This window comes from Faecousia sp. (assembly GCF_048519415.1).
Taxonomy (GTDB): domain Bacteria; phylum Bacillota; class Clostridia; order Oscillospirales; family Oscillospiraceae; genus JAZOXB01.
This window is the reverse complement of record NZ_DBFZUT010000070.1, coordinates 26,292-45,854: the sequence shown is the minus strand read 5'-3', so window position 1 is coordinate 45,854 and position 19,563 is coordinate 26,292. Positions and strand designations below refer to the sequence as shown.

At 62.8% G+C, this 19,563-nt stretch carries 14 protein-coding genes; all 14 read left to right on the top strand.

The genetic code is table 11. The features are described from left to right. The first annotated feature begins 605 nt into the window (after positions 1-605). The 14 genes from alaS to ACMKFF_RS07550 all read left to right on the top strand — a co-directional run bounded on the left by alaS (position 606) and on the right by ACMKFF_RS07550 (position 19,097). Positions 606-3,245 carry an alanine--tRNA ligase gene (alaS, locus tag ACMKFF_RS07615; protein WP_419496560.1) on the top strand — a complete coding sequence of 880 codons (2,640 nt, stop codon included), beginning with the start codon at positions 606-608 and terminating at the stop codon, positions 3,243-3,245. A 16-nt stretch (positions 3,246-3,261) separates the two neighbouring features. After that, positions 3,262-3,600 (top strand): histidine triad nucleotide-binding protein, encoded by a 339-nt coding sequence (locus ACMKFF_RS07610; RefSeq protein ID WP_349134833.1) that lies wholly within the window; start codon positions 3,262-3,264, stop codon positions 3,598-3,600. Between the two features lie 80 nt (positions 3,601-3,680). Next, positions 3,681-5,903 carry a DNA internalization-related competence protein ComEC/Rec2 gene (locus ACMKFF_RS07605; RefSeq protein WP_419496559.1) on the top strand — a complete coding sequence of 741 codons (2,223 nt, stop codon included), beginning with the start codon at positions 3,681-3,683 and terminating at the stop codon, positions 5,901-5,903. Between the two features lie 4 nt (positions 5,904-5,907). Continuing rightward, positions 5,908-6,945, top strand: a complete 1,038-nt coding sequence (gene holA, locus ACMKFF_RS07600; protein ID WP_419496558.1) for a DNA polymerase III subunit delta — start codon at positions 5,908-5,910, stop codon at positions 6,943-6,945. Next, positions 6,938-7,522 carry a toprim domain-containing protein gene (locus tag ACMKFF_RS07595; RefSeq protein WP_419496557.1) on the top strand — a complete coding sequence of 195 codons (585 nt, stop codon included), beginning with the start codon at positions 6,938-6,940 and terminating at the stop codon, positions 7,520-7,522. Before holA ends, ACMKFF_RS07595 begins: the two co-directional genes overlap by 8 nt. Further along, positions 7,519-9,396, top strand: coding sequence for a ribosomal protection-like ABC-F family protein (abc-f, locus tag ACMKFF_RS07590; RefSeq protein WP_419496556.1), 1,878 nt, complete (start codon positions 7,519-7,521; stop codon positions 9,394-9,396). Before ACMKFF_RS07595 ends, abc-f begins: the two co-directional genes overlap by 4 nt. Before the next feature lie 143 nt (positions 9,397-9,539). Beyond that, positions 9,540-10,364 carry an Mrp/NBP35 family ATP-binding protein gene (locus tag ACMKFF_RS07585; protein ID WP_349134838.1) on the top strand — a complete coding sequence of 275 codons (825 nt, stop codon included), beginning with the start codon at positions 9,540-9,542 and terminating at the stop codon, positions 10,362-10,364. Positions 10,365-10,518: 154 nt separating this feature from the next. Continuing rightward, a complete protein-coding gene (locus ACMKFF_RS07580) occupies positions 10,519-11,862 on the top strand; it encodes an efflux RND transporter periplasmic adaptor subunit (RefSeq protein WP_419496555.1) in 1,344 nt (447 codons plus the stop codon). Then, the gene (locus tag ACMKFF_RS07575; RefSeq protein WP_349134840.1) at positions 11,852-12,544 is read left to right on the top strand and encodes an ABC transporter ATP-binding protein; all 693 of its coding nucleotides are present in this window, start codon (positions 11,852-11,854) and stop codon (positions 12,542-12,544) included. Before ACMKFF_RS07580 ends, ACMKFF_RS07575 begins: the two co-directional genes overlap by 11 nt. Next, the gene (locus tag ACMKFF_RS07570) at positions 12,537-14,147 is read left to right on the top strand and encodes a biotin/lipoyl-binding protein (protein WP_419496554.1); all 1,611 of its coding nucleotides are present in this window, start codon (positions 12,537-12,539) and stop codon (positions 14,145-14,147) included. Before ACMKFF_RS07575 ends, ACMKFF_RS07570 begins: the two co-directional genes overlap by 8 nt. A 14-nt stretch (positions 14,148-14,161) precedes the next feature. Then, a complete protein-coding gene (locus ACMKFF_RS07565; protein ID WP_419496553.1) occupies positions 14,162-15,424 on the top strand; it encodes an ABC transporter permease in 1,263 nt (420 codons plus the stop codon). A 126-nt stretch (positions 15,425-15,550) separates the two neighbouring features. After that, positions 15,551-16,036, top strand: coding sequence for a pantetheine-phosphate adenylyltransferase (coaD, locus tag ACMKFF_RS07560; protein ID WP_419496552.1), 486 nt, complete (start codon positions 15,551-15,553; stop codon positions 16,034-16,036). Positions 16,037-16,226: 190 nt separating this feature from the next. Continuing rightward, on the top strand, positions 16,227-16,523 hold the full coding sequence (locus ACMKFF_RS07555) for a metal-sensing transcriptional repressor (protein ID WP_349134793.1): 297 nt from the start codon (positions 16,227-16,229) through the stop codon (positions 16,521-16,523). Positions 16,524-16,559: 36 nt separating this feature from the next. Next, a complete protein-coding gene (locus ACMKFF_RS07550) occupies positions 16,560-19,097 on the top strand; it encodes a heavy metal translocating P-type ATPase (protein ID WP_419496551.1) in 2,538 nt (845 codons plus the stop codon). The last annotated feature ends 466 nt before the right edge of the window (positions 19,098-19,563 follow it).

Here is a 19,563-nt window from a genome sequence, read left to right as displayed (position 1 = left end):
ATCCATATTATATCCGGGAATTATTAAGAAGAAAACCAAGAAAATATTAAGTTTATTTGAAGTTGACGGCTCCCACGCCTAGGACGGGGCAGCCGATCTGGTTTAGCCTGGGATTTTTGGGGAAGAATCCCAAAAAGAATTGCAGGCAAGTGGCTGGCTTACCTGCAACTCCCGGTTTAAAGTAAGAGGGGGAAAATGAAAAAGATTAACTCAACGCTTCTGGTATTATTGTACCCCGGAGATATTAAAAATATAAGCCAGAAGAAATTAAGTTTGTATTAAGCGGGCGGGCCGTACCGGCGCGAAAAATGGTTGACAAATCACGCGTCCGCTGATAGAATAGTCCAAGAATCGTGAGAATTCGCGTTGAAGAAGCCAATCTGCGGCAGAACCGTCAGCGAGCAGGGGAGAGTGCAAGCCCTGCGGCCGATGCTGCAGACCGCCACTTCCGAGCGGCCCGCGACGAGCGGGACGGCCCATCCCCGTTATCCGATGACTAAGATGCCGCGCTGCGGTAATTAGGGTGGTACCGCGAGAAGCCTCGCCCCTATATCCGGGGGTGGGGTCTGCTTTTTATTCCGAGTATTTTCAGGAGGATGATTCCCATGGCCACAAAAAAGTATGGCGTCAATGAGCTGCGCGAGATGTTCCTCTCGTTCTTCGAGAGCAAGGGCCATCTGCGCCTGCCCAGCTTTTCTCTGATCCCGCAGAACGATGCGTCTCTGCTGCTGATCAACTCCGGCATGGCGCCGATGAAGCCCTATTTCAAGGGCGAGGTCACGCCGCCCCGCCGCCGTGTCTGCACCTGCCAGAAGTGCATCCGTACCGGCGATATCGACAACATCGGCCACACGGCGCGCCACGGCACCTATTTCGAGATGCTGGGCAACTTCTCATTCGGCGACTATTTCAAGCATGAGGCCATTGCCTGGTGCTGGGAATTCCTGACGAAGGTCTGCGGCCTCGAGGAGGACCGCCTGTATCCGTCCATCTATGAGAACGACGACGAGGCGTTCGAGATCTGGAACAAGGAGATCGGCATCCCGGCCGACCGCATTTTCCGCTTCGGCAAGGAGGACAACTTCTGGGAGCATGGCTCCGGCCCGTGCGGCCCCTGCTCCGAGGTCTATTATGACCGCGGCGAGAAGTATGGCTGCGGCAAGCCCGGCTGCACCGTCGGCTGCGACTGCGACCGCTATATGGAAATCTGGAACAACGTCTTCTCCCAGTTTGACAACGACGGCCACGGCAACTATACCGACCTCGTCCAGAAGAACATCGACACCGGCATGGGCCTCGAGCGTCTGGCCGTTGCCTGCCAGGACGTTGACTCCCTGTTCGATGTCGACACCGTCATGAACATCACCCACAAGGTCACGGAGATCACCGGCGCGCACTACGGCATGAGCCATGAGAAGGATGTCTCGCTGCGTGTCATCACGGACCACATCCGTGCATCCGTCTTTATGATCTCCGACGGCGTGCTGCCCTCGAATGAGGGCCGCGGCTATGTGCTGCGCCGCCTGCTCCGCCGCGCCGCCCGCCACGGCAAGCTGCTCGGCGTGGACCATCCGTTCCTGTGTGATGTCGTCGAGACCGTTATCCACGAGAACGAGGGCCACTATCCCGACCTTCGTGAGCGCGCCGCCTATATCACCCGCGTCGTCCGCGTGGAGGAGGAGAACTTCGCCCGCACGATCGACGGCGGCATGCGCATTTTCTCCGAGATGCTGGCGCAGCATAAGGAAAACAACGAATCCGTCTTCTCCGGCGCAGATGCCTTCAAGCTCTATGACACCTACGGCTTCCCGATCGACCTGACGGTCGAGATGGCGCGCGAGGAGGGCATGGAGGTCGACCTCGAAGCCTTCCGGAAGCTCATGCAGGAGCAGAAGGTCCGCGCGCGCGAGGCGCGCAAGGCCCTCGGCGACCTCGGCTGGGCCGGTATCGACTTCGGCCAGGATATCCCCGAGACGCAGTTCGTCGGCTATGACAAAAACGAGACCGAGGGCACCGTGCTTGCCATCGTGGCGGAGGACGAGTCCCGCAGCGAGATCGCCGCAGGCGTCGAGGCTATCGTGGTGCTCGACCGGACGACGATGTACGCCGAGATGGGCGGTCAGGTCGCCGACCACGGCACGATCACCGGCCCGGACGGCGTGTTCGAGGTCACGGACGTGCAGAAGAACAAGGGCGGCAAATTCATGCATTACGGCCGCGTCGTGAGCGGCACGATCAAGCTGGGCGAATCCTGCGAGATCATGATCGATCCTGAGCGCCGCGCCGCCATCCGCCGCGCTCATACGGCCACGCATCTGCTGCAGGCCGCGCTGTTGCGCGTGCTCGGCGAGCACTGCCATCAGGCCGGTTCTCTCGTGGAGCCGGATCACCTGCGCTTTGACTTCACGCACTTCTCCGCCGTCACGCCGGAGGAGCTGGTGGAGATCGGTAATCAGGTCTCCGAGATGGTGCTGCGCGGTGAGCCGGTCGAGACGATGGTCCTGCCGATCGCCGAGGCACAGAAGCTCGGCGCAACGGCCCTGTTCGGCGAGAAGTACGGCGAGACCGTGCGCGTTGTGAAGATGGGCGAGGATTCACTGGAGTTCTGCGGCGGCACGCATCTGGACAACACCGCAAAGGTCGGCCCGTTCCGCATCCTGTCCGAGGCCTCCGTTGCCTCCGGCGTGCGCCGCATCGAGGCCTACACCGGCAAGGAGGTCCTGCGCCAGACGGAGCAGATGAGCCGCCTGCTGCTGGATATCGCCCACGAGCTGAAGACGACGCCGAAGGAGCTCATGCAGCGCGCCCACGCCATGGTCGGCGAGGTCAAGGAGCTCAAGCAGCGTCTGGACGCCATGAAGGACAAGCTGTTCAGCGGCGAGATCGACCGCTGCCTGTTTGCAGCGCGCGAGGTCGGCGGCCTGAAGGTCCTGACCGTCATGCGCAATGACATCGCGCCGAACGACCTGCGCAAGATGGGCGACCAGATCCGTGACCGTGAGCCGGACGCCGTTGCCGTGCTGGCCAGCACGCAGGGCGAAAAGATCACGCTGCTTGCCGTCTGCGGCAAGAACGCGGTCGGCCGCGGCATCAAGGCCGGTCAGCTCATCAAAGAGGTTTCCGCAGCCTGCGGCGGCTCCGGCGGAGGCAAGCCCGATTCCGCCATGGGCGGCGGCCGCGACCTGCTGAAGCTGGACGACGCGCTGGCGGGCGTGGATGATTTTGTCACCACGCATCTGGCGTAAATCTGGGAGGAAAAATATGAACGACTGCATTTTCTGCCGCATTTTGGCAGGCGAGATCCCCTCGAAGAAACTGTATGAGGACGAGCAGTGCCTGGCGTTTTACGACATCCAGCCGCTGGCACCGCAGCATTTCCTTGTTATTCCGAAGGCCCACATCGCCTCGGCCGCAGAGCTGGGCGAGGAGCAGGCCGCGCTCGTCGGTCACATCTTCGCCGTCATTGCGAAGCTCACGAAGGAGCTCGGCTTCGCCGACGGCTTCCGTGTCGTGACGAACTGCGGCGAGGACGCCGGTCAGACCGTGAAGCACCTGCATTTCCATGTGCTCGGCGGCAAGACGCTCGGCTCTTTCAATTAAGAATAAAAACGAATCTGATCACCAACGCTGGGGCGGGCAATAGCCCGCCCCGGTTTTTTCGGCGGAAGGGAGGGCGGACCATGCGCATTCTCGCGATGTTCTCCGCGGCGTTTGCGACGGCAGCCGCGCTGTGCGCCTATGCGCTCCCGGCTGCGTGGGGCTGGCTGCCCGGTCTGTGCCTCGCGGCCCTTGCTGCCGTGCTCCTGTTCCTGCACGGCGACCCGGTCCGGCGCGTGCGCACGATCGCCCTCGGCCTTGCGGCCGGGGTTCTCTGGTGCTGGGCGGATGCCGGGCGGCTCGTGTCCGTCCGTGCCCTCTGCGGCGAGGGGCAGACCATCGAGGCCGAGGTCTGCAGCTTGCCGGAAAGGACACAATACGGCTATCGCTGCCTTGCCCTGCTGCAGGGGAACCGCATGCAGCTCTATCTCCGCAATGCGCCGGAGGATGCCGCGCTCGGCGACCGCGTGCGCGTCACGGCGGATGTGACGGAGACAGGGAATTCCCTGTATCTGGCTTCCAATGACACTCTCCTGCTCGGCTTTGCCCGCGGCGAGGCCGAATGGGAACATCCGGAGCAGGTGTCGCTGCGCTATGCGCCGCAGCGGGCTTTGCTGACCGTGCAGCGCACGATCACGAATTGCTTTCCGGCCGATACTGCGCCGCTTGCCATCGCTCTGGTGACGGGCGACACGTCCGGCCTGCACTATGCTCTGCAGACGGCCATGTCCGATGCGGGCATCTCCCACATCGTGGCGGTCTCCGGCATGCATGTGACGCTGCTGCTCGGCGTGGTGCGCCTGCTGTGTCTGCGGCGCAGGCGGCTGACGGCGGGCGTCGGCATTACGGTGATGGTCTTCTTTGCTGCCATGCTGGGCTTTCGGCCCTCCGTCACGCGCGCCGTGGTCATGAATGCCGTGCTGCTGCTCGCACCGCTGCTCGGGCGCGAGAACGACGGGCCGACGTCTCTGTGCTTCGCCCTGCTTCTGCTGCTCCTGCCGAATCCGCGCGCCATTGCAAACGTCGGCCTGCAGCTGTCGTTTGCCGCCGTGGCGGGTCTGCAGCTGTTTTCCGGCGATCTGAACGGCTGGCTGCAGGGCAGGCTGCATGTCGCGGCCCTGCGGGAGCGCCATCCGCTTCCGGCGCGGCTGCTGCGCGCGATCTGTGTGTCGCTTGCGGCAACGCTCGGTGCGCTGGCCTTCACGCTGCCGCTGGCGGCGTGGTATTTCCGGTCGATCTCGCTGGCCGCTCCGCTGACGAACCTGCTGGCCCTGCCGCTGTTCAGCCTTGCGTTCTCGCTCGGGTGCATCACGGCTGTGCTGGGCCTTGTGTGGCTGCCGCTCGGGCGGATCGCAGCGTGGCCCGCGGCGTGGCTGCTCCGGCTGGCGCGCGGCATCGTCACCACGGCGGCCGGGCTTCCCTATGCTGCCGTTTATCTCAACCGGACACTCCTGTGCGTCTGGCTCATTGCCGCGACCGGAATGTTTGTGATCTTTCTGCTCCAGCGGCGCAGGCAGCCCGGCGTGTTTGCGGCCTGCCTAGCCGTGACGCTGACGGCAGCGATCCTCGGCGCGGCCCTGTGGGAGACGGACCCCGTCTCCATGACGGCGCTGGACGTCGGGCAGGGCGCCTGCACCGTTCTGCGGGGCGGCGGTGCGACATTTGTGGTGGACTGCGGCGGCGAGGGCGGAGAGGCCGTCGGTGAGACGGCTGCACGCGAGCTTCGCATGGGCGGTGAAGCGTCCATCGACGGCCTCATTCTGACGCATCTGGATGCGGACCACTGCAACGGGGCCGCGCAGCTCATGGCGCGGGTGCAGGTAAGGCGGCTGTTCCTGCCGGAGCAGGAGAGCGACAGCCGCGAGGCGATCCTGACTGCGGCGGAGCGCTGCGGCACGGAGATCGTCTTTGTCACGGAGGACCTGACGCTTGATTTTTCCGGCGGCAGCCTGCGGCTGTTTGCGCCGGTCCTGCCCGGCTCGCGCAATTGCGGGCTTGCCGCATTGATGTCCGCGGGAGAATATGATATACTGATCCCGGGCGATATGCCGGCCGCCGCGGAGCGCGTGCTGGCCGATACGCACAGCCTGCCGCAGGTGGAGGTGCTCGTTGTCGGGCACCACGGCGCGGCCGGTTCCACCGCGCCGGAGCTGCTGCAGGCCGTTTCGCCGGAGATCGCAGTCATTTCCGTGGGCGCGGACAATTCCTACGGCCATCCCGCGCAGGCCGTGCTCGATCGCCTGACGGAGGCGGGCGCGGCCGTATACCGCACGGATCAGGCGGGCGATATTACGATCACGAGGTAAGGCTATGGCAAAAAAAGCGGAATCCGGCGGCTATGCGCGCCTGAAGGGCGACCTGGCGCAGAAGACGCCCGGCAGCTTCTATGTGCTCTACGGCGAGGAGGACTATCTTCGCCGCTACTATCTTTCCATGCTGCGCAGGCAGCTCGTCGACGGGCCGACGGAGGACTTCAACTTCCACCGCCTGACATCGGAGAATTTTTCGATGCAGGTCCTCTCGGAGAGCCTCGAGGCCCTGCCGATGATGGCGGAGCGCACGATGATCCAGGTCGACGACGTCGATCTGTTCGCCCTGCCGGAGGATGACCGCACGCAGCTGGCGGCGCTGTTTTCCGACATCCCGGACTATGCCTGCCTTGTACTCGTCTATGCGGACTTCAAGCCGGACAAGCGGAAGAAAAAGCTCTGGGACGCCATGGAGAAAAACGCCGTGCTGGCGGAGTTCGCCTACCAGACCGAGCGCGACCTCACGGCGTGGATCGTGCGGCACTTCCGTGCAGAGAAAAAGAATATTTCGCCCGCGCTCTGTAGCTATCTGCTGCAGCGCTGCGGCTCGTCCATGACACGGCTCGATGCCGAGATCGCAAAGATCTGCGCCTATTCCGGCGCGGACGACATCGTCCGCGCAGACATCGACGCCGTTGTGGAGCCGACGCTCGAGGCGGTCGTCTTTGAGATCACCGACGCGCTGGGCCAGCGGGAATTTGACCGCGCACTCGAGCGCCTGAGCGTCATGCTCAAGCTGCGGGCCGAGCCCATCGCCATGCTCGGCGCGGTCGGCAGCCATATGCGCAGGCTCCATGCCGCGCGCATCCTGCAGGCGGCCGGGAAGACCTCGCAGGACCTTGCCTCGCTCTGCGGCGTCGCGCCGTTTGCGGCCAACAAGTGCTTTGCGCAGGCGCGGCGGCTGTCGGACCGCTTCTGTGCGCAGGCCGTGCTGCTGTGCTGCGAGGCCGACCGGCAGATGAAGACGTCCTATGACGACCCGGCGCGGATTCTGGAGCTTCTGATCCTGCAGCTCGCCGAGGAGGCCCGCCATGATTAAGCTGCGGCAGGCCATCGTCGTCGAGGGGCGCTATGACAAAAATGCCCTGTGCCAGCTCGTCGATGCGCCCGTCATCGAGACGCATGGCTTCGGCGTGATGAAGGACAGGCGGCTGCTCGGCTTTCTGCGGCAGGTCGCCGCGGCGCGGGGCCTCATTATTTTAACGGACTCCGACGGTGCGGGCTTCGTCATCCGCAATTTCCTCAAGGGCGCACTGCCGCCGGAGCAGGTGCTGCACGCCTATATCCCCGATGTGCCGGGCAAGGAGCGCCGCAAACGCGCCCCCGGCAGGGAGGGCAAGCTCGGCGTGGAGGGCATGCCGCCGGAGGTGCTGCTCGAGGCGCTGCGGCGGGCCGGGGCACAGGCGGAGGACTCGCCGGAGCCGCCGGACCCCATCACAAAAACGGACCTGTATCTCGCCGGGCTTTCCGGCGGGGCGGACAGCGCGGCGCGCCGCCGCACGCTGCAGCAGGAGCTTGGCCTGCCGGAGCATCTCGGCAGCGCAGGGCTGCTGCAGGCGCTGAATCTGCTGATGACGCGCGAAGAATTTCAACACCGCTATGGAGAACTGCGATGATCGATATTTCGGTAAACGAGCTGGTCAAGTCCTTTGAGGTCGGCCAGACCCTGCTGGACGGACTGAGCTTTGACATTCACGAGGGCGAATGCGTCGGCATCATGGGCCGCAACGGCTGTGGCAAGACGACGCTGTTCCGCCTGCTGACGGGGGAGCTGTCCCCCGATTCCGGCGAGATCCATATCGCCGCCGGGAAGAAGCTGGGCCTCATCTCCCAGATCCCGGTCTATCCGGCCGGATTTTCCGTTGAGGACGTGCTGCGCACGGCCTTTGCTGCGCTGGCCTCTCTGAAGCGCCGGATGGAGGAACTGGAAAAAACGCTCGAAAAGGATGCTTCCCGAGCGAATCTAAGCGAATATGACCGCCTGAGCAACGCCTATCTGACGGGCGGCGGCTATGAGCAGGACACGGAAGTCGACAAGGTCTGCAACGGCCTTGGCATCCCGGCCGAAATGCGCGGCCGGGAATTCGACCGCCTGTCCGGCGGCGAAAAGACGCGCGTGAACCTGGCGCGCCTGCTGCTCGAGAAGACGGACATCTTGCTGCTCGACGAGCCGACGAACCATCTGGACCTGCGCAGCGTGGAGTGGCTGGAGGACTACATCCGTCACTTCAAGGGAACGGTCCTGACGATCTCGCATGACCGCTATTTCCTTGATCAGGTCGTGCAGCGCATCATTGAGATCTCTGCGGGCAGGGCCGAGTTCTACAGCGGCAACTACAGCTTCTATCTCGAGGAAAAGCAGGAGCGCTTCAACCATCAGCTCCGGCAGTATGAGCAGGAGCAGGCCAAGCTCAAGCAGCTCGGCTTCACCGTCGAGCGCATGAAGGGCTGGGGCATCAACAACCGCGTGCTCTACCGCCGCGCCATGTCCATCCAGCACCGCATGGAGCGCATCGAGAAGACGGAGCGGCCGACAAAGGAGAAGACGCTCCGCGCCCGCTTCGGCGAAAAGGAGTTCCACGGCGACGAAGTCCTCACCGTCAAGAATCTCAGCAAGCAGTTCGGCGGCCGGACGCTGTTTTCCGGTGTGGAGCTGACGGTGCGGGGCGGCGAACGAATCGCCCTGCTCGGCGACAACGGCACCGGCAAGACGACGTTCCTGCGCGTGCTGCTCGGCGAGCTGCCCGCGGAGGGAAAGATCAAGTTCGGCCCGTCCGTCAAGTCAGGCTATCTGCCGCAGGTCATTCACTTTGCCCACCCGGAGCGCACGCTCTATGACACGATGCTCTATGAGAAGAATTGCACGCCCCAGACGGCGCGCGACCGCCTCGGCGCATTCCTGTTCTCCGGCGAGGACGTGTTCAAGACCGTCGGCACGCTCTCCGGCGGCGAGCAGTCGCGGCTGCGGCTGTGCATGCTCATGGATGAAAAAATCAATCTGCTCGTGCTCGACGAGCCGACGAACCATCTGGACGTCGCCTCGCGCGAATGGATCGAATGCGCCCTCGAGGACTACGAGGGCACGCTGATCTTCGTCTCGCACGACCGCTATTTCGTCGATAAATTCGCTACCCGTATCTGGGAGCTTTCAGACGGGGCTATCCGCGACTTCCCGTGCGGCTATGCCAAATACCGCGCCATTCTGGAGCACGAGGCGGCTGCCCGTCAGCGGCCCGCCCAGCCAAAGAAGGAAAAGCAGGCCAAGCCGGTCTCCGGCAGCAAGGAGCTGGAAAAGCTCGTCCGCAGGCTCGAGCGGGAGATCGCTGCGAAGGAGGACGAGGCGGCGCAGCTCGAGCAGGCGCTGGCCGGGGCTGCGAGCGACTATCAGGAGCTGCTGCGCCTGACGGCGGAAAAGGAGCGCTGCGAGGCGGAGCTGGAGGACCTGATGGCTCGCTGGGAGGAGGCCGCGCAGGCGCTGGAGCAGGGGTGAGGCCTGCGCGCCGGATTTCTTAATGGAATATTCATGAATTCTGCGGCTTTCGGACTTGTGTCCGGAGGCCGCAGCGGCTATAATATACCATGACTATATCCGCTCCGTACACCCCGGAGCGGTCAAAAGGAGATTTTTGCATTATGAGTGAATCCTGCGGAGGCAACTGCTCGAGCTGCAGCGAAGCCTGCTCGGAGCGCAAGCCGGAGAGCCTGCAAGCGCAGCCCAATCCGAAGTCCAAGATCGGCAAGGTCATCGCCGTCGTGTCCGGCAAGGGCGGCGTCGGCAAGAGCACCGTTTCTGCCATGCTGGCAACGGCCATGCAGCGTACCGGCCGCCGCGCCGGTGTGCTGGACGCCGATATCACCGGCCCGTCCATCCCGAAGGCCTTCGGCGTCAGCGAATGCGCCAGTGCGGATGAGGAGGGCATTTACCCGGCCGTGACGGAAAGCGGCATCCAGATCATGTCCGTGAACCTGCTGCTCGAGCATGAGGATGACCCTGTTCTCTGGCGCGGACCCATCATCGCGGGCGCGGTCAAGCAGTTCTGGACGGACGTCGTGTGGGAAAATGTCGACTATCTGTTCGTCGATATGCCTCCCGGAACGGGCGACGTGCCCCTGACGGTCTTCCAGTCCCTGCCGGTGGACGGCATCGTGATCGTCACCTCGCCGCAGGAGCTTGTCTCCATGATCGTGGCCAAGGCCGTACGCATGGCCGAGATGATGCATGTGCCCGTCATCGGCCTTGTGGAGAACTACAGCTACTTCCGCTGCCCGGACTGCGGCAAGTGCCATCAGATCTTCGGCAAGAGTCATCTGGACGAGACGGCGCAGGCCTATCATCTGCCGGTGCTCGCGCGCCTGCCTATCGACCCCGCCGTGGCGGAGGCCTGCGATGCGGGCCGTGTCGAATCGCTCGACACGACGGAGCTCGAGCCTGCCCTGCAGGCCATCCTCGCGCGCTGAGGCACCTTTTCCACGGAATTATTTTCCGATACAAGGGAACGAACGGCGCACCGGCGCCGTCTATATAGAGGAAACAGTCCGGCGAAAAACCAGAGGGACTTTTTCGGCTGGCTGAGAGGAAGCGCCATTGCGGCGCAGAAACGGAGGATCTACGATGAAGAAACGAATGCTTTGCTGCCTGCTTGCGCTGGTGCTTGCGGTCGGGCTGCTGTCTGCCTGCGGCTCCGGGAAAGCGGCGGTTTATGTGCAGTCTGTGGCGGCGCTCACGGGCTATGGCTCGCTCGGCGGCGCGAACGCCAGCTCCGGCGTCGTCGTGGCGCAGAAGGAGATCAAGGTTGACCGCGATTCCAGCCGGAAGATCAAGCAGCTCAATGTCGAGGTCGGCCAGGAGGTCAAGTCCGGCGAGGTCCTGTTTACCTATGATATGGAGGATATGCAGCTCACCATCGACAAGGCCAAACTTGAGATTGAGCAGATGAAGAACAACGTCAAGGATCTGACGTCCCAGATCTCCCAGCTCGAGAAGGAAAAGAAGAGCGCGCCCACCTCGGAGCAGCTCTCCTACACCGTGCAGATCCAGGCACTTGAGGCCGACAAGAAGGAAGCGGAGTACAACATCACCGTCAAGCAGAAGGAACTCGATTCCATGACCTCCGGCTCCGGCACCGCGAATGTGACGGCTCCTGTGGACGGCAAGGTGCAGGCCATCAACGAGAACGGCACGGACAGCAGCGGCAATGCCGCAGCCTACATCACGCTGGTGCAGGACGGCGCTTACCGCGTCAAGGGCAAGATCAACGAGCTGAACCGCAGCGACATCGCCGTCGGCGTTCCCGTTGTCATCCGCTCCCGTGTGGACGATTCCGTCTGGTCCGGCACCATCACGGAGATCGATACGGAAAACCCGAGCTCCGGCAACGCCGACTTTTCCTATGGCTACGGCTATTCCAATTCCGACGACACAAGCAGCTCCAGCAACTATCCGTTCTATGTCGAGCTCGACAGCACGGACGGCCTGATGCTCGGTCAGCACGTCTATATCGAGCCGTCGGACGGCGGCACGGTCTCCGACACCATGAAGCTCGACGCCTCATTCCTGCAGGGCTCTGCGGAGGAGGGCTTCTGGGTCTGGGCCGAGAAGGACGGCAAGCTCGAGAAGCGCACCGTCACCGTCGGCACGTTCGACGAGACCTACAATACCTATGAGATCCTCGACGGCCTTGCGGCGGAGGACTACATCGCCTTCCCCGAGGACGGCATGGAGGAGGGCGACCCGACGACGCACACCATGCCGACGGAGGATCCGAGCGCAGAGCCGAGCGACGGCGTCGATGACAGCGGCATGATCGACAACGGCGGCATCGACGACGGCTATGTGGACAGCGGCGCTATCGGCGACAGCGCGGACACTGGTCTCATCGAGGGCGGCGAAGAGGAGTCTGCAGGCAGCGAGGACGGCGAGTCTTCTCAGACGGGAGGAGTCACCTATGCTCGTTGAAATGAAGGATATCTGCAAGGATTATCCGCAGGGCAAGGAGACCGTCCGCATTCTGAAAAACATCAACCTGCAGGTCGAGGAGGGCGACTATCTCGCCATCATGGGCCCGTCCGGCTCAGGCAAGACGACGCTCATGAATCTCATCGGCTGCCTTGACGTACCGACGAGCGGCGAATACCTGTTGACGGGCGAGAATGTCACCAAGGCCAACGAAAACCAGCTGGCGGAGATTCGCAACCGCCTGCTCGGCTTTGTGTTCCAGAGCTTCTATCTGCTGCCGAAGCTCTCGGCTGTGGATAATGTCGCCCTGCCGCTGCTGTACGCCGGTGTGAACAAGAAGGAGCGCCGCGAGCGCGCCATTGAGGCGCTGCAGATGATGGGCCTCGGTCAGCGGCTGAATTTCCGCCCGAACCAGCTCTCCGGCGGTCAGTGCCAGCGCGTCGCCATTGCGCGCGCCATCGTGGGCCGCCCGAAGCTGCTGCTGGCGGACGAGCCGACCGGCGCGCTGGACTCTGCTGCAGGCAACCAGATCATGGATATTTTCGACGCGCTGAACGACGCCGGCTCTACGATCATCATGATCACGCATGAGCAGGAGATCGCCGAGCGCGCAAAGCGGATCAATTATATCCGCGACGGCATCCTGTCAGACGGCAGAAGGGACGGTGAGAGCCTTGCATAAGAAAAAGAGTGTCAAAGCGATCGTAATTTCGGGCGTCAGCCTGCTGCTTGCCGCGGCGATCGTCGTGGGCGTGCTGTGGTACCTTGGGCATCGCAGCGACCCTGTCAAGGTCGCGCCCGTGTCCATGCTTATGGGCTGGCTCTCGAACGAGAGTACGCAGTCCGGCAACGTGACAGCGGATAACCTGCAGAAGATCTATGCCTCCGATACGCAGACCGTCACAGCCCTGCTCGTGCAGGAGGGTCAGACCGTCAAGAAGGGCGATCCGCTGTTCCGCTATGACACCACGCTCTCCGACATTCAGGTCGAGCGGCAGGAGATCGCAGTCAAGCAGGACGACCTGAACCTCAACAAGGCCAAAAAAGACCTTGCCAACATCAACCGCCTGCGCCCCTATGTGCCGACGCAGCCGACGGATCCCCCCACGGAGCCGACGGAGCCGGAGCCGACGGACGAGCCGACCCAGCCGCCTGAGCCGACGGAGCCGACCGTTCCCATTGCCCCGGAGGAGCTGCCCTATCTCATGGGCGGCGAGGGCACGCAGGCCTCTCCGCTGTTCTACCTCTGCGCGGCGGATATGCAGTACGATCAGTCCTATTTTGAAGAGCTCCTCGGCGAAAAAACGGAGCTGTGGGTCGTGTTCCAGGTGCGCGAGGGCAATGCCCTGCACGCCGAGCTGCTCAGTGAGCTTCCGCTGAAGCTTACGCGTGACGAGGAAACGCAGTCCATCCGTTTCACGGTGTTCATTCCCGAGCAGGACGACGTGAAGGAGGAGAACAAGACCCTGCGGGCAGCTGCGGCGGATGTCTCTGCCAGCCCGGATGTCACGGTCGTCGACTATGACGGCGAATACACTGCGGCGGAGATCGCAAAGATGCGCGCCGAGAAGCAGAAGGAAATCCGCGACCTTGACCTGAAGCTCCGCATGGACAAGGTCGAGCTGGAGCGCATGAAGCAGGAGGCGGCGAACGGCGTCGTAACGTCCAAGCTGGACGGCACGGTGCTCCGCGTGAATGACCCCGACACAGCCAAGCAGGAGGGAAGCCCCGTCGTGATCGTCTCGGGCGGCGGCGGTTATTACGTCAAGACCGGCGTGACGGAGCTTGACCGCGATAAATATCCGGTCGGCACCCAGATGCGCATCCAGTCGTGGGAGCACGGCGAGGTCTACGGTACGGTGGCGGAGATCTCCGATACCCCGGTGCCCTCCTCCAATAATCCCTATTACTCGTCCGGCAACCAGAACGTCAGCTTCTACACCATGCTCATTGCGCTCGATGCGGACAGCCCGCTGCGCGAGGACGAGTGGGTCGACGTCTACTTTAACGCTGCGTCGACGACCAGCGAGGATGCCCTGTGCATTGAGACACGCTTCATCCGGCAGGATGACGGCGGAAGCTATGTCTATCGCCGCGGTGAGGATCAGCTCCTGCACAAGCAGTATGTCACGACGGGCGTCGTGCAGTGGGGCTATACGGAGATCAAAAGCGGCCTGACGGTCGACGACTGGATCGCCTTCCCCTACGGGAAGGATGTGAAGGAGAACGCAGAGACCATTGAGAGCGACAACTCGGATGATTTCTACTACTACGGCAGCTATTAACGGGAGGCGAGAGCATGTTTGAAAATATCCAGCTTGCATTTCAGGGCGTTTTCGGCCATAAGCTCCGCTCGTTCCTGACGATGCTCGGCATCATCATCGGTATCGCTTCCATCATCACGATCATCTCGACCATCAAGGGCACGAATGAGCAGATCAAGCAGAATCTCATCGGTTCCGGCAGCAATATCGTCAATGTCCAGCTCTATCAGAATGACTGGGCCGTCGACATGTCCTATCAGACGCCGGACGGCATCCGCGTCCTGCAGGACGAGCAGCGCGATGAGATGATTGCCCTCGACGGCGTGGCAGATGTGACGCTCTACCGCAGCCGCGAGAATGTTGAGGGCTTCTATTACCGCAACACGGGCTTCAGCGGCAAGCTCTACGGCGTGGACGATCACTATTTCTCCGTCTACGGCTATGAGGTCCGCAGCGGCCGCGGCTTTACGGCCCGCGACTTTGCCTCGGCCAGTAAGAACGTCATCCTCGATGAGACGGCGGCCAAGACGCTCTTTAGCTCGGACGATCCCATCGGTAAGATCGTGGAGATCTCCGGCGAGCCGTTCATGGTCGTCGGCGTGGTGAGCCAGAAATCCAGCTTCGAGCCGAGGATCAACTCCGTGAAGGACTATGCGATGTATGTGCAGGAGTCCAGCGGCCTGGCCTTTGTGCCGACGTCCGTCTGGCCGGTGCTCTACCGCTTCGACGAGCCGCAGAACGTGGCCGTCCGCGCCACGTCGACCGACACCATGACCGACGCGGGCAAGGCTGTCGCGGACTATCTGACGAGCCATCAGATCATCGCCAGCAAAGCCACGGGCGACAACAGCTATTCCTACCGCAGCGACGATCTGCTCAAGCAGGCCCAGCAGCTGCAGGAAATGAGCAGCGCGACGAACAACCAGCTCATCTGGATCGCCAGCATCTCCCTGCTCGTCGGCGGCGTGGGCGTTATGAACATCATGCTCGTGACCGTCACGGAGCGCACGGCGGAGATCGGCCTGAAGAAGGCCATCGGCGCAAAGCGCCGCCGCATTCTGGCGCAGTTCCTGACGGAGGCGTCCGTGCTGACCGGCATCGGCGGCCTGCTCGGCGTGCTGGGCGGCATCGGCATGTCGCAGCTCATCTCGAAGTTCATGGATACGCCGACGGCGCTGAGTGTCCCCGCCATTCTCGTGGCGGTGGTGTTCTCCGTCCTCATCGGCCTGATCTTCGGCCTCGTCCCGGCCGTGAAGGCGTCGAAGCTCAACCCCATCGAAGCTCTTCGCCGCGAATAAGACGTTTTCTCATGCAGCCGCCCGAAAACCGGGCGGCTGCATTTTTCTGTTGCAATTTGCGGGCCGTTCCGCTACAATTACCGTGCCGGGCTTTCCGGCGCGACATCTGCAAAAGAGGGAACACGCATGGAGAAAAAAGCGGTCTATCCCGGGTCGTTCGACCCGTTTACCAACGGTCATATGGACATCGTGCGCAAGGCCTCGGCCATTTTTGACCGGGTCTATATCGTCATGGCCGTCAATTCCGAGAAGCGGCGCGCCTTTGACTGCCGCCGCATGCAGGAGGCCATGGAGCGCGCGCTGGCGGACAGCGGCATTACGAACTGCGAGGTCAGTATTTATGACGGCCTCATCGCTGAGTATACGAAGCATCACGGCATCGGCTATATGGTCCGCGGGCTGCGCAACAACATGGACTACAACTACGAGGAAAACATCGCCGAGGTCAACAAGCTCATCGATCCGTCGCTGGAATATGTCTACTTCCGCGCGGATAACGTCGCCGTGTCGTCCTCCATGGTCAAGGAGCTGCGCCACTACGGGCAGGATGTCTCGAGCTATGTCCCGCCCGCCATCGCCGCCCTGCTGGCGGATGGAAATACGGAGCGCTGAGGATTTGCAGCGGCTGTTGTTAAAACGGTAAACGCTCGCCGCGCCCGAACCGCCGGCCTTGCCGGCGGTTTTTTACGCGCAAAAACGGAAAAACTGAAAAAAGTTCTGCGCTCCATCTTGACAGAATACCCTGCAGGGGTATATAATCAAGATACCCCAATGGGGTATCTGAAAGAACGAGGTGACCGTCATGGAAGAATGCTGCTGCCAGAAGACCAAGGTCCGCACGGACGAGGAATACAAGAGCCTGATGAACCGGCTGAACCGGATCGAGGGCCAGATCCGCGGCCTGAAGGGCATGCTGGAGAAAAACGCCTACTGCCCCGACATTCTGACGCAGGCGGCCGCAGCCAACGCGGCGGTGAACGCCTTCTGCAAGGAGCTGCTGGCCGACCATATCCGCACCTGTGTCGCGGAGAATATCCGCGCCGGGAACGACGAGGTGATCGACGAGCTTGTGCGCACCATGCAGAAGCTCATGAAGTGATGCGATCCCGAAAATACATCGGAAAGGATGGGAACGATGGAACAATATCAAGTGACCGGAATGAGCTGCGCGGCCTGCAGTGCCCGCGTGGAAAAAGCCGTCTCCAAGGTGCCGGGTGTGACGTCGTGCAGTGTGAGCCTGCTGACGAACTCCATGGCCGTTGAGGGAACGGCGGACGAAGCCGCCATTGTCGCCGCCGTGACAGAGGCGGGCTATGGCGCAAAGCGCAAGGGCGCAGAGCCGTCGGCCGCCCGGCCGTCCGAGGCACTCGAGGCGCTGGAGGACCGTGAAACACCGAAGCTGAAGCGCCGCCTCATCGCCTCGGTCGGCTTTTTGGTCGTGCTGATGTACCTCTCCATGGGCCACATGATGTGGGGCTGGCCGCTGCCGGGCTTCCTGGCGGGCAACCATGTCGCCATGGGCCTTACCGAGCTGCTGCTGACGATCATCATCATGGTCATCAACCAGCGCTTCTTCCTCAGCGGCTTCCGCAGCCTGCTGCACCGCGCGCCGAATATGGACACCCTCGTGGCCCTCGGCTCGACGGCTGCCTTCGGCTACAGCACCTATGCGCTGTTTGCCATGACGGCCGCGCAGCTGCACGGCGATGCCGAGCTGGTCATGCACTATATGGACGAATTCTATTTTGAGTCCGCCGCCATGATCCTCACGCTCATCACCGTCGGCAAAATGCTCGAGGCCCGCTCAAAGGGCAAGACGACAGACGCCCTCAAGAGCCTCATGAAGCTCGCCCCGAAGACGGCGACTGTCGTCCGTTCCGGTAAGGAGACGCTCGTCCCCATCGAGCAGGTGCGCACCGGCGACATTTTTGTCGTCCGCCCCGGTGAGACCATCCCTGTGGACGGCGTCGTCGAGGAGGGCAGCAGCGCCGTGAACGAGGCCGCGCTGACCGGCGAGAGCATCCCTGTGGATAAGGCCGCGGGAGATGCCGTCTCCGCGGCGACCCTGAACCAGTCCGGCTTCCTGCGCTGCCGCGCCTCGCGCGTCGGCGAGGATACGACGCTCTCGCAGATCATCCGCATGGTCAGCGACGCCGCCGCGACAAAGGCCCCCATCGCCAAGGTGGCCGACCGTGTTTCCGGCGTGTTCGTCCCGGCGGTCATCGGCATCGCACTCGTCACATTTGCCGCCTGGATGCTTGTCGGCCAGACCGTGGGCTATGCGCTGGCGCGCGCCATCTCCGTGCTCGTCATCAGCTGCCCGTGCGCCCTCGGCCTTGCCACGCCGGTGGCCATCATGGTCGGCAACGGCGTCGGCGCAAGACACGGCATCCTGTTCAAGACGGCCGCTTCGCTGGAATCGGCCGGGCGCGTCGAGATCGTCGCGCTGGATAAGACCGGCACCATCACGCAGGGCGAGCCGGAGGTCACGGACCTGCTGCCCGCGCCGGGCGTGACGGAGGATGAGCTGCTGCGGCTGGCCAATGCGCTCGAGCAGCGCAGCGAGCATCCGCTGGCCCGTGCCGTGGTGCGCCGCGCGGCCGGCATGGACGCGCCGGAGGTCACAGACTTCCGCGCCGTGCCCGGCAACGGCCTGACGGCCGAGCTGGACGGGCAGAAGCTCGCGGGCGGCAATCTCGCCTTCGTGCAGAGCCTTGCCGCGATCCCGCAGGAGACGCAGGACCGCGCTGCCCGGCTGGCAGAGCAGGGCAAGACGCCGCTGTTCTTCTGCCGCAGCGGCAAGCTCCTCGGTGTGATCGCCGTGGCGGACATCATCAAGCCGGACAGCCCGCAGGCCGTCCGGGAGCTGCAGGGCATGGGCATCCGCGTCGTCATGCTGACGGGTGATAACGAGCGCACGGCAAAGGCCATCGGCGCACAGGCCGGTGTGGATGAGGTCATCGCGGGTGTCCTGCCGGACGGCAAGGAGGCCGTCATCCGCCGCCTGAAGGAGCAGGGCAAGGTTGCCATGGTCGGCGACGGCATCAACGATGCCCCCGCCCTGACGCGTGCGGACACCGGCATCGCCATCGGCGCGGGCACGGACGTCGCCATCGACGCGGCGGATGTTGTGCTCATGAAGAGCCGTCTGCTCGATGTTCCGGCTGCCATCCGCCTGAGCCGCGCCACGCTGCGCAATATCCACGAGAATCTGTTCTGGGCATTTTTCTACAACGTTATCGGTATTCCGCTTGCCGCCGGTGCGTGGATCCACCTGCTCGGCTGGGAGATGAACCCGATGTTCGGCGCGGCGGCGATGAGCCTTTCGAGCTTCTGCGTCGTGACGAACGCCCTGCGCCTGAACCTGTTCCGCATCCGCAGCACGAAGCACGACCACAAGCGGAAGAACCATGCAAAGCAGACCGTTGCAAAAACGGCTGAAGATCATAAGGAAAACAAGGAGGAAACATCCATGGAAAAGACGATGAAGATCGAAGGTATGATGTGCGGTCACTGCGAGGCCCGCGTGAAGAAGTGCCTCGAGGCCCTGCCGGGCGTGGAAAAGGCCGAGGTCAGCCATGTCAGCGGCACGGCCGTCCTGACGCTGTCCGCACCGGTCGACGACGCGCTCCTGAAGAAGACCGTCGAGGATCAGGGCTATCAGGTCATCTGAATCCGGAAAAATACTGCCGCAGGGGTTTGCTCCTGCGGCAGTATTTTTGTGGCGCAAGGCCACCGGATTTGTCATTGCGAGGAGGCCGAAGACCGACGTGGCGCCCTGAGCGCGAAGCGCGAGGAAGTGCCCTTGGGGTGCAATCTCGCAGTACCCGATTGGATGACAGGCAGACTTCGGCGAATTCGCAGGCTGTTGCGAAAGATTCCCACGTCGCTGCGCTCCTCGGAATGACAAGCCTGTTTACCTTGCGCCGTTGAATTACCGCTGCGATACCTGCAACTGCCTTAGGCGCTTACTAAGCGCCGCTACAGACGCAATCGGTGCATGCCATTTCAACGACAGCCATTACGAAGCGGTAGAGACGGCACGAGATTGCCACGGGCGCAAAGCGCCCTCGCAATGACAAATCGGGGCCTGTGCCATCATTTTAACGACAGCCTGTTGATTGCGCCGGTGCTTAGCC

Excerpts from the sequence above, each read along its gene's own strand:
- alaS (WP_419496560.1), top strand. The coding sequence starts at position 606 with ATGGCCACAAAAAAGTATGGCGTCAATGAGCTGCGCGAGATGTTCCTC.
- ACMKFF_RS07610 (WP_349134833.1), top strand. The coding sequence starts at position 3,262 with ATGAACGACTGCATTTTCTGCCGCATTTTGGCAGGCGAGATCCCCTCG.
- ACMKFF_RS07580 (WP_419496555.1), top strand. The coding sequence starts at position 10,519 with ATGAAGAAACGAATGCTTTGCTGCCTGCTTGCGCTGGTGCTTGCGGTC.
- ACMKFF_RS07565 (WP_419496553.1), top strand. The coding sequence starts at position 14,162 with ATGTTTGAAAATATCCAGCTTGCATTTCAGGGCGTTTTCGGCCATAAG.
- ACMKFF_RS07605 (WP_419496559.1), top strand. The coding sequence starts at position 3,681 with ATGCGCATTCTCGCGATGTTCTCCGCGGCGTTTGCGACGGCAGCCGCG.
- holA (WP_419496558.1), top strand. The coding sequence starts at position 5,908 with ATGGCAAAAAAAGCGGAATCCGGCGGCTATGCGCGCCTGAAGGGCGAC.
- ACMKFF_RS07575 (WP_349134840.1), top strand. The coding sequence starts at position 11,852 with ATGCTCGTTGAAATGAAGGATATCTGCAAGGATTATCCGCAGGGCAAG.
- ACMKFF_RS07550 (WP_419496551.1), top strand. The coding sequence starts at position 16,560 with ATGGAACAATATCAAGTGACCGGAATGAGCTGCGCGGCCTGCAGTGCC.
- ACMKFF_RS07555 (WP_349134793.1), top strand. The coding sequence starts at position 16,227 with ATGGAAGAATGCTGCTGCCAGAAGACCAAGGTCCGCACGGACGAGGAA.
- abc-f (WP_419496556.1), top strand. The coding sequence starts at position 7,519 with ATGATCGATATTTCGGTAAACGAGCTGGTCAAGTCCTTTGAGGTCGGC.
- ACMKFF_RS07585 (WP_349134838.1), top strand. The coding sequence starts at position 9,540 with ATGAGTGAATCCTGCGGAGGCAACTGCTCGAGCTGCAGCGAAGCCTGC.
- ACMKFF_RS07595 (WP_419496557.1), top strand. The coding sequence starts at position 6,938 with ATGATTAAGCTGCGGCAGGCCATCGTCGTCGAGGGGCGCTATGACAAA.
- coaD (WP_419496552.1), top strand. The coding sequence starts at position 15,551 with ATGGAGAAAAAAGCGGTCTATCCCGGGTCGTTCGACCCGTTTACCAAC.